The organism is Kitasatospora sp. NPDC004240, from assembly GCF_053603215.1.
In genome coordinates this window covers 1-10063 of sequence record NZ_JBSGFD010000256.1, presented here as the reverse complement: position 1 = coordinate 10063, position 10063 = coordinate 1, and the positions used below count along the sequence as shown (strand labels likewise).

The 10063-nt window shown below is 73.1% G+C and carries 9 protein-coding genes; all 9 read left to right on the top strand.

What is annotated here, in order from left to right; all coding sequences use genetic code 11:
* Nucleotides 1-172 precede the first annotated feature (172 nt).
* The 9 genes from ACWEQL_RS37930 to ACWEQL_RS37890 all read left to right on the top strand — a co-directional run bounded on the left by ACWEQL_RS37930 (nucleotide 173) and on the right by ACWEQL_RS37890 (nucleotide 9977).
* Nucleotides 173-607, top strand: coding sequence for a roadblock/LC7 domain-containing protein (locus ACWEQL_RS37930; RefSeq protein WP_452155398.1), 435 nt, complete (start codon nucleotides 173-175; stop codon nucleotides 605-607).
* On the top strand, nucleotides 604-972 hold the full coding sequence (locus ACWEQL_RS37925; protein ID WP_452155397.1) for a DUF742 domain-containing protein: 369 nt from the start codon (nucleotides 604-606) through the stop codon (nucleotides 970-972). Before ACWEQL_RS37930 ends, ACWEQL_RS37925 begins: the two co-directional genes overlap by 4 nt.
* Entirely contained in the window at nucleotides 953-1615 is a 663-nt protein-coding gene (locus ACWEQL_RS37920) for a GTP-binding protein (RefSeq protein WP_452155395.1), read from the top strand. The genes ACWEQL_RS37925 and ACWEQL_RS37920 overlap by 20 nt, the downstream gene beginning before the upstream one ends.
* Entirely contained in the window at nucleotides 1612-2856 is a 1245-nt protein-coding gene (locus ACWEQL_RS37915; RefSeq protein WP_452155393.1) for a cytochrome P450, read from the top strand. The genes ACWEQL_RS37920 and ACWEQL_RS37915 overlap by 4 nt, the downstream gene beginning before the upstream one ends.
* Before the next feature lie 61 nt (nucleotides 2857-2917).
* Nucleotides 2918-4120, top strand: a complete 1203-nt coding sequence (locus ACWEQL_RS37910; protein WP_452155391.1) for a cytochrome P450 family protein — start codon at nucleotides 2918-2920, stop codon at nucleotides 4118-4120.
* A 333-nt stretch (nucleotides 4121-4453) separates the two neighbouring features.
* Nucleotides 4454-5839 carry an ABC transporter substrate-binding protein gene (locus ACWEQL_RS37905; RefSeq protein WP_452155389.1) on the top strand — a complete coding sequence of 462 codons (1386 nt, stop codon included), beginning with the start codon at nucleotides 4454-4456 and terminating at the stop codon, nucleotides 5837-5839.
* Nucleotides 5840-5939: 100 nt separating this feature from the next.
* A complete protein-coding gene (locus ACWEQL_RS37900; protein ID WP_452155387.1) occupies nucleotides 5940-7058 on the top strand; it encodes a carbohydrate ABC transporter permease in 1119 nt (372 codons plus the stop codon).
* A complete protein-coding gene (locus ACWEQL_RS37895; protein WP_452155385.1) occupies nucleotides 7055-8056 on the top strand; it encodes a carbohydrate ABC transporter permease in 1002 nt (333 codons plus the stop codon). Before ACWEQL_RS37900 ends, ACWEQL_RS37895 begins: the two co-directional genes overlap by 4 nt.
* 307 nt (nucleotides 8057-8363) lie before the next feature.
* On the top strand, nucleotides 8364-9977 hold the full coding sequence (locus ACWEQL_RS37890) for a DUF4153 domain-containing protein (protein ID WP_452155383.1): 1614 nt from the start codon (nucleotides 8364-8366) through the stop codon (nucleotides 9975-9977).
* The last annotated feature ends 86 nt before the right edge of the window (nucleotides 9978-10063 follow it).

Sequence of the window (10063 nt, the reverse complement as noted above, 5' to 3'; positions counted from 1 at the left end):
GTTGGCGTGGGTGAGGCTGACGCCCTTGGGCAGGCCGGTGGAGCCGGAGGTGTAGTCCCGGCCCCGACGGGGGCCCGGGGGCCGACGACCCCACCAACGGCCCCACCACGGGCCCCGGCCCTGCCGACGACACCCTCACTGACGCCTCCCCCGTCTCCGAGAAGGACTCCTGATGAGCAGCGCAACCGACCGTGACCTCGACTGGCTGTTGGAAAACCTGCTGAGCGGCACCCCCGGCGCCCGGCACGCCCTGGTGCTGTCGGCCGACGGCCTCAAGCTCTGCCACACCTCCGGCCTGAGCACCGACCAGGCCGACCAGCTGGCCGCGATCTCCTCCGGCATGCAGAGCCTGGCGCACGGCGCCTCGATCGAGTTCGGGGACGGCAGCGGCGGCGTGCGGCAGTCGATGACCGAGTTCCACGGCGGCATCCTGTGCATCGTGGCCGCGGGCGAGGGCGCCCACCTGGCCGTGGTGACCGACGACGACGCGGACGTGGGCGTGGTCGGCCACAACATGCACGGTCTGATCGAGCAGATCGGCGCCTACCTCAGTGCCCCGGCGCGCGAGCCGGGGAGCGGGACGGAGCACGAGGGCGCCGGGGCATGAGTACCCGGCCGGTCCTGCCGGGCCGCGACGACGACCCGGACCGCCTCTACACCATCACCCGTGGCCGCAGCCGTTCCCCGGAGAACGCCTTCGACCTGGTCACCCTGATCGTCGCCGAGCGGGAGCCGGCGCCGGGCATGCAGTCGGAGCACGCGCGGATCCTGCGGATGTGCGAGGCCCCGACCGCGGTGGTGGAGATCGCCGCCGAACTGGCGCTGCCGGTGTCGGTGGTGAAGATCCTGCTCGGCGATCTGCTGGAGAGCCGGGCGGTCACCGCCCGCCATCCCCGGTTCGCGCCGAACAAGGCCAAGCTGCCCGATCTCGACACGCTGAAGCAGGTGCTGCATGGACTCCAACGGCTCTGACCGGCCCGACGCCGGCGGGCGGCCGGCCGGCCGCACCCCGCTGCGCAGCACGGCCGACAACGCGCTGAAGATCGTCGTGGTCGGCGGGTTCGGCGTGGGCAAGACGACCCTGGTCGGCGCGGTCAGCGAGATCCGTCCGCTGAACACCGAGGAGACGATGACCAAGGCGGGGGAGGGGATCGACGACCTCACCGGCGTCCAGGACAAGCGCTCCACCACGGTCGCCTTCGACTTCGGCCGGATCACGCTCTCCGCCAGCCAGGTGCTGTACCTCTTCGGCGCGCCCGGGCAGGAACGTTTCTGGTTCCTCTGGGACCGGCTCTTCTCCGGGGCGCTCGGCGCGGTCGTGCTGGTGGACACCCGGCGGCTGGCGGAGTCCTGGTACGCCATCGACCGGCTGGAGCACCACGGCACGCCGTTCGTCGTGGCGCGCAACAACTTCGGCGGCCCCACCCACACCCTCGACCAGGTCCGTGAGGCGCTCGACCTGCCGCCCGAGGTGCCGCTGCTGGACTGCGACGCCCGGGACCGCGAGTCCGTCAAGCGGGTGCTGATCGAGCTGGTCGCCCACCTGGCCGCCCGTGTCGAGGCGGGCGGGGACCCGGCCGCCGCCACCCCCGTCTACGAGGAGAGCACCCCGTGACCGAGCCCGCCGCCACCCCGCCCCCGGGCTGCCCGGCGCACGCCGGCGCCACTCCGCTGTACGGGCCGCGCTTCCAGACCGACCCGTCCCAGGTGTACCGCGAGATGCGGGCCGCGCACGGACCGGTCGCCCCGGTCGAGCTGGCCGGCGGCGTCCCCGCCTGGCTGGTGATCGGCTACCGGGAGCTCCAGCTGGTCACCGGGCAGCCCCAGGTGTTCGGCCGGGACTCCGCCCGCTGGAACGCCTGGCCCGAGATCCCCGAGGACTGGCCGCTGCGGCCGATGATGGCCCCCGTCCCGTCGATCCTCTACGCCGAGGGCGTCGAGCACCAGCGCCGCTCCCGGGCGGTCACCGACGCGCTCGCCTCGATCGACGCGTACGAGCTGCGCACCTCCTGCGAGGAGGTCGCCGACCGGCTGATCGACGCCTTCGCCGGGCGGGGCGAGGCCGACCTGGTCGCCGAGTACGCGCACCGGATGCCGCTGCTGGTGCTCTGCCGGCTGATGGGGCTGGACGAGGAGCGGGCCCCGGTGCTGATCGAGGCGCTGCTGACCATGCTGGACGGCGGCCCGGACGCGCCGGCCGGCGCGCAGCGGCTGCTGGCCGTGATGCTGGAGCTGGTCCGGGAGAAGGAGGAGCGCCCGGGCAACGACCTGGCCTCCTGGATGCTCCGGCACGAGGCCGGCCTGTCGCACGAGGAGATCATGCGGGACCTGCGGGTGCTGCTGATCGCCGGCCACCAGCCCTGCTCGTACTGGATCTCCAACGCGCTGCGGCTGATGCTGACCGACGAGCGGTTCGCGGCCTCGCTGTCGGGCGGGCGGCGCAGTGTCGGCCAGGCGCTGAACGAGGTGCTCTGGGAGGACACCCCGACCCAGATCTTCGCCGGCCGCTGGGCGACCCGGGACACCCAGCTGGGCGGTCAGCGGATCGCCGAGGGCGACATGGTGCTGCTGGGCTTCGCCGGGGCCAACGCCGACCCGCTGGTGCGCCGGGAGGACGGCCGCCCGGTGGAGGGCAACCGCGCCCACCTGAGCCACTCGTACGGCGACCACGGCTGCCCGTTCCCCGCGCGGGAGGCGGCCGAGGTGATCGCCACGACGGCGATCGAGGTGCTGCTGGACCGCCTGCCGGACCTGCGGCTGGCGGTGGCCGAGCACGCGCTGGTGTGGCGGCCCTCGGCCTGGGTGCGCGGGCTGGTGGCGCTGCCGGTGTCCTTCTCGCCGGGGTACGTGGCCTGACGTCCCAGACCGTCGCGCGGGGAACGGACCCGCGGGACAGAACCGAAGGAGAGCTGTGCCGATGACCGCTCCGATCGTCCTCGACCCGCTGGCGCGCGACAACGCCGCCGAGGGGGCGCTGCTGCGCGCCGCCGGTCCGGCGGTGCCCGTGGTGCTGCCCGGCGGGGTCGCCGCCTGGGCGGTGACCCGGCACGCCGCCGCGCGGGAGCTGCTGACCGACCCGCGGCTGGTGAAGGACGCCGGGCACTGGGCCGCCTACCAGCGCGGGGACGTCCCGAAGACCTGGCCGCTGATCGGCCTGGCGGTGCCCGGCCCGAGCATGGTGACCACGGACGGCGCCGAGCACCGCCGGCTGCGGGCGCTGGTGGCGCAGGCCTTCACCCCGCGCCGGGTGGAGCTGATGCGGCCGGCGATCGTGGAGATCACCGAGCGGCTGCTGGACGCTCTCGCGGCGGGGGAGCGCGAGGTGGACCTGAAGTCGGCGTTCGCCTTCCCGCTGCCGATGACGGTGATCTGCTCGCTGCTGGGCGTCCCGGAGTCGGACCACGCCCACCTGCGGGACCTCTACGAGCGGTTCTTCGGGATCCGGCCGAACCCGGAGGGCATCCAGGCGACCATCGCCGGGCTGAACGCCTTCGTCAACGACCTGGTGGCCCGGCGCCGGGCCGAGCCGGGCGACGACCTGGCGAGCGCGCTGCTGGAGGCGGACGTCGAGGGCGGCGGGCTGAGCGACGCCGAGGCGGCGGCCACCCTGCGGGTGATCATCGCGGCGGGGCACGAGACGACCGTCAACCTGATCGCCAACGCGGTGCGGGCGCTGCTGACCCACCCGGAGCAGCTGGCGCTGGTTCGTTCGGGCGAGGTCTCCTGGGACGCGGTGGTGGAGGAGTCGCTCCGCTGGACGCCGCCGACCAGCAACTTCCTGTTCCGGTTCACCACCGAGGACGTGAAGGTCGAGGACGTGGTGATCCCCAAGGGTGAGCCGGTGCTGGTCTCGTACAACGCGATCGGCCGGGACGCGGGGCAGCACGGGGGGACGGCGGAGCTGTTCGACGTCACCCGGGAGCCGTCCCGGCACCTGTCCTTCGGCCACGGCCCGCACGTCTGCCCGGGCTCGCCGCTGGCGCGGCTGGAGGCGGGGGTGGCGCTGCCGGCGCTGTTCGAACGCTTCCCGGACCTCGCGCTGGCGGTGCCGGCCGAGGAGCTGCGGCCGAGCGGTTCGCTGGTGGTCAACGCGCTGAAGGAGCTGCCGGTCCGGCTCTGAGCGCCTCCCCGACGTCCGGCCGGGGCCCCGTCGGGTGGGGTCCCGGCCGGACCCGTGCCCGGGGGCCGGGCGGTGGCCGCGGGCCGGTCCGCGCCGGGGCCGTCCGGGGGCGGCGGGCGGTCCGACGGACGGCTCACGGGTGCGGCACGTGCGGGTGAAGGTCGCACCCGGACCTTGGCGGGGGATGGCTGCTGGGCTACCGTCGACGGATCGGCCGTGCGGTCCGCCGTACGGCCGGCGCACGCCCCTGCCCGGTACGCCCACGACTCCGGTACAGCGCAGTGTCGTTCCGTCTTACCGCCGGCGTTCGCCGCCCTGGCAAGGAGGACCGCATTGACCCCCACCCCGACCATGCCGTCCGCTCCCGCCCGCCGCAGACTGGCGGCCGCCGCCGCGCTGGCGGTGGCGCTGGCGCTCACCGCCGCCTGTTCGAACAGCCCGAGCAGTACGGGCGGCGGTTCGGGCAAGGCCGAGACGCTCTCCGGGGACTGCGCCGCGTTCCAGCCGTACGCGGGCCACTCGGGCACCAAGGTGACCATGTTCGCCTCGATCCGCAGCCCGGAGTCGGACAACCTCCAGAAGTCCTGGGCGGACTTCAGCCGCTGCACCGGGATCACCATCAGCTACGAGGGCGCCGCCGACTTCGAGTCCCAGCTGCCGGTCCGCGTGGCCGGCGGCAACGCCCCCGACCTGGCGATCATCCCGCAGCCCGGGGTGCTGGCCCAGATGGTCAAGTCGGGGAAGGTGGTCAAGCCGCCCGCCCAGACGGTCGCCAACGAGGAGAAGTGGAGTCCGGTCTGGAAGACCTACGGCTCCGTCAACGGCACCTTCTACGCGGCCCCGATGAGCGCCAACATGAAGTCGCTGGTCTGGTACTCGCCGAAGGCGTTCCAGCAGGCCGGCTACCAGGTGCCGAAGACCTGGGCGGAGCTGATGGCGCTCAGCGACCGGATCGCCGGCGCCGGCGGCGGCAAGCCCTGGTGCGGCGGCATCGCCTCCGGCACGGCCACCGGCTGGCCGGCCACCGACTGGCTGGAGGAGGTGGTGCTGGGCTCGTACGGCGGCGAGGTGTACGACCAGTGGGTGAGCCACCGGGTGAGGTTCTCCGACGAGAAGATCACCACGGCGATGCGGACCGTCGCGGACTGGATGCAGAACCCGGCCTGGGTCAACGGCGGCATCGGTGACGTGCGGTCGATCGCCACCACGACCTTCCAGGACGCGGGCGCCCCGATCCTCACCGGCAAGTGCTACATGCTCCAGCAGGCCTCGTTCTACCAGGCGCAGTGGCCCAAGGGCACCAAGGTCGCGCCGGACGGCGACGTCTTCGCCTTCCGATTGCCCGCGGTGAACCCCTCGGTCCCCAACCCGGTCATGGGCGGCGGCGAGTTCGTGACGGCCTTCTCCGACCGGCCCGAGGTGCAGGCGGTGCAGAACTACCTGTCCAGCTCGGAGTGGGCGAGCACCCGGGTGAGGACGGCCACCGGCTGGGTCTCCGCCAACCAGGGCGTGGACAAGTCGCTGTACACCGACCCGATCGACCGGCTCTCCGCGGACGCGCTGACCGACCCCGGGGCGACCTTCCGCTTCGACGGTTCGGACCTGATGCCGGCCGCGGTCGGCGCCGGGCAGATGTGGAAGTCGCTGACGGCCTGGTTCGCGGAGGGGCAGTCGATCCAGAAGACCGCCGCGGACATCGACGCGGCCTGGCCGCAGTAGCGGCCGTTCCGGGACCACCTGCCGAGGGCGGTGCGGGGCCACCCACCCGCACCGCCCGCCCTTCGTCCGGCCGTCCGCCCCGGGAAGGACCAGAACCCGCATGCCCCCCGTCACCGACACCGTGCTCTCCGCCGGCCACGCCCCGGTGCCCGCCGACGCCCCGGCCCTCGGCACCGTGTTCGCCCCCGTCCGGGCCCTCGCGGCCCAGGGCGCGCCCGGCGTGGACGGCGCACTCGCCGCGGGCGCCTGGGAGGACGCGTCGATCAAGTTCGGCAACATGATCGGCGCGATGGCTGGCTTCCTCGGCATCCTGCTGCTGGTCTTCTTCGTCGCGGGCCGGGCCCGCGGCCGGATCGTCCGGCCGCTGGCCGTCGCGGTCTTCGTCGGCCCGGCCGCTCTGCTGCTCCTGGTCGGCCTGGTGGTGCCGCTGGTGCGCACGACCTACCTCAGCTTCTACAACGCCGACAGCACCCGCTTCGTGGGCGGGCGCAACTACGGCTGGGCGCTGACCACCGACGCCATCCAGGAGGTGCTGCTCACCACCTTGCTGTGGCTGGTGGTCGCACCGCTGGCGGCCACCGGGCTCGGCCTGGCGCTCGCCCTGCTCGTCGAGCGGATGCGCGGTCAGGCGGTCTACAAGTCGCTGATCTTCATGCCGATGGCGATCTCCCTGGTCGGCGCGTCGATCATCTTCAAGTACATCTACGACACCCGTGACCCCTCCCAGTCGCAGATCGGTCTGCTGAGCCGGCTCGCCATCGCCGTCGGCTGGGACGAGCCGCCCAACTGGATCCTGTCCCAGCCGCTCAACACCTTCCTGCTGATGGCGGTGATGGTCTGGGTGCAGACCGGCTTCGCGATGGTGGTGCTGTCCGCCGCGATCAAGGCGATCCCGGACGAGGTCACCGAGGCGGCCCGGCTGGACGGCGCCCAGGGGTTCGGGCTGTTCTGGCACGTGACGGTGCCGATGATCCGCACCACCGTGGTGGTGGTGCTCACCACCGTCATGATCACCACCCTGAAGGCGTTCGACATCGTCCGCACCATGACCGGCGGCAACTTCGGCACCCAGGTGCTCGCCAACGAGATGTACTCGCAGTCCTTCGTCCAGTTCGAGACCGGACGGGGCAGCGCGCTGGCGGTGATCCTCTTCCTCGGGGTGCTGCCACTGGTCGCCTACAACATCGTCCAGCTGCGCAGGGAGCGTGGGGTCCGATGAGCGCACCTCCGACCGCCGGGCAGCCCTCCGGGAACTCCTCCGGGGCCCGTGACGACGCGGGCCGCGGCCGGCCCCGGGGCACCCGGCTCGCCGGTCGGGGCGGCTCCGTGCGGCGGGCCTTCGCCACCCCGCTGGCCTCGTTCCTGGTGATCCTGGTGACGGTGCTGTGGACGCTCCCCACCCTGGGGCTGCTGGTGACCTCGCTGCGCGACGAGAAGGACGTCGCCACCAGCGGCTGGTGGACCGTCCTCACCAATCCCGACCTGGGCTTCGGCAACTACGGCACCGTGTTGTTCGACAGCGGCTTCGGCAGCTCCAGCGGCCTGCTGCCGTTCCTGGTCAACTCGATCGCGATCAGTATCCCCGCGACGCTCTTCCCGCTGGTCCTCGCGGCGATGGCGGCGTACGCGCTGTCCTGGGTGAGGTTCAGGGGCGCCGACACGGTGTTCTTCGTGATCTTCGCTTTGCAGGTCGTGCCGATCCAGATGGCGCTGATCCCGTTGCTGCAGCTGTTCTCCGGCGGCGCCCACATCGGTTCGGTGCCGGTGATCCCGGCGGTGGACCTCAGCGGCACCTACGCGCCGGTCTGGCTGGCCCACACCATGTTCGCGATGCCGCTGGCGATCTTCCTGCTGCACAACTTCATCTCGCAGCTGCCGCGCGACCTGATGGAGGCGGCGGTGGTGGACGGCGCCTCGCACTTCAAGATCTTCCGCTCGATCGTCCTGCCGCTGTGCGCCCCCGCGCTGGCCTCCTTTGCGATCTTCCAGTTCCTGTGGGTCTGGAACGACCTGCTGGTGGCCCTGACCTTCGCCGGCGGCACGGCCGACGTCGCCCCGATGACGGTCCGGCTGTCGCAGCTGTCCGGCTCCTTCGGCGGCCGCTGGGAGCTGCTGACGGCGGGTGCGTTCCTGTCGATCATCATCCCGCTGTGCGTCTTCTTCGGCCTCCAGCGGTACTTCGTGCGGGGCCTGCTGGCCGGCTCGGTGAAGGGCTGAGCGGGGGCGGTGGCGGCCGTCGGTGCTGACGGCCGCCACCGGCGCGAACACGGCGCACCGGCCGGTCCGCGACGGCTTGGGCACCGGCTCGACGGTGCACCGCACGAGCCACTCCACCGGCGCCCGCGGCAGGGACGGGGGGGTTGTGTCACAGGTGTGTGACACAACCCCTCCGAGGTGTTTTTGAACTTGTTCAGAATGCTCTAGAGTCAACCTCGCCGAGGCGCCGACCTGCTCCTCCGGTGGACCGCCCGCTCCGGGTGGCTCCCGCGCGCCCATTGCTCCCTGAGGGGGACTCATGTCCGGTATGTCCACACCTGCCTCCGGACCGGCCGGGCCGTCGGGTCCGCCCTACGGGCCGGACGGGCACGCGAACCCCTACCGCCCGCCGGCCGGGACGCCCGCCCCGGTGCCGTTCCAGTGGCTGCGGGCCAGCGCCCCCGAGCGCCGGGCGCAGGCCACCCCGCGGATGGTGGGCGCGGCGGCCGCGGCCGGGGTGCTGACCTCCTGGATGCTCGGCGACGGACTCGGCGTCAACCTGCTGATCTGCGGACTGGTCGCGGCCGTGGGCGCCGGGCTCGCCGCCCGCTCGGCGGGCCGCCGGCTGCGGCCCTGGACGGTGGTGTGGACCGTGCTCGCGCTCGCCGTGCTGACCGTCCCGGCGCTCCACGAGGCCGACTGGGCGGTGGTCCTGTCGACGTTCAGCGCGCTGGCCCTGGCCTCGCTGGCCCTGCACGGCGGCCGGCGCTGGACCGGCGTCCTGATGCCGCTGCCGGGCATCGCCTGGCAGCTGGTGCCCGGTCTGGTCTGGGCGCGGCAGGGCCTTCGCGGCTCGCGCGTCCCCGGGCGCGGCAAGGTGGTGCCGGTGCTGAAGGCGCTCCTGGTGGCCGCCGTGCTGCTGATCGTCTTCGGCGCGCTGTTCGCCGGCGCCGACGCCGCCATGGCCGACGTCATGGACAGCCTCATCCCCAGCTTCGACCTCGGTCAGGCGCCCTTCCGGGTGGTGCTGTTCGTGCTCGGCACGACGGTCGCCCTGGGCTTCGCCCGCATGGCGGCCGGTCCGCGCCGCTGGGACCTCACCGAGATCCGTCCGGGCCGCGAGCGCGGGCGGCTGGAGTGGGCGCTGCCGCTGGTCGCGCTGAACCTGATGTTCGGCGCCTTCGCCCTGGTCCAGGGCGTGGTGGTGCTCGGCGGCCGCGACTCGATCATGAAGAACACCGGGATGAGCCGCTCCGAGTACGCCCGGCAGGGCTTCTGGCAGCTGACGGTCATCACCGTGCTCACCCTCGTCGTGGTTGCCGTCGCCAAGCGCTGGGCCCCGCGCAGCACCGAGGGCGACCGCCGGCTCGCGAGGATCCTGCTCGGCGCGCTCTGCCTGCTGACCCTGGTCGTGGTCGCCTCCGCGCTCGGCCGCATGTGGTACTACGTGGACGCCTCCGGGCTGACCCAGCTGCGCCTGTGGGTGCTGGTGGTGGAGATCTGGCTCGGCGTGGTCTTCCTGCTGATGATCGTCGCCGGCGCGCTCCGCTCGTCCGCCTGGCTGCCGCGCGCCGTCCTGCTCAGCGCCGGGCTCACCGTCGCCGTGTACGGGCTGATGGGCCCGGACGCGATCGTGGCGGAGCAGAACGTGGCCCGCTTCGAGCGCACCCACCAGATCGACCTGCGCAACGTCCGGGCCCTCTCGCTGGACGCCGTGCCCATCCTCGACCGGCTCCCCGGCGACTACCGGACCTGCGCGCTGGAGTACAGGGACAGCGGCGCCGTGGGCACCGCGCCCTGGTACGCCACCAGCCTCTCCGAGGCCCGGGCGCGGGAGGTGTTCGAGCAGCGGCCGGCCGCGCCCGACGCGACCTCGACGTCCACGGGGGCCAGGGCGGCCTGCAAGCGGGTGGGGCTGGACACCCGGTACGACCGGTACTGATCGCGGGTCCCCCACGGGGGCGGGCCCGTCGGGCTCGACGGGGTGGCCGGTGAACGGTGAGGGCCGGCCGGGAGCACACCGCTCCC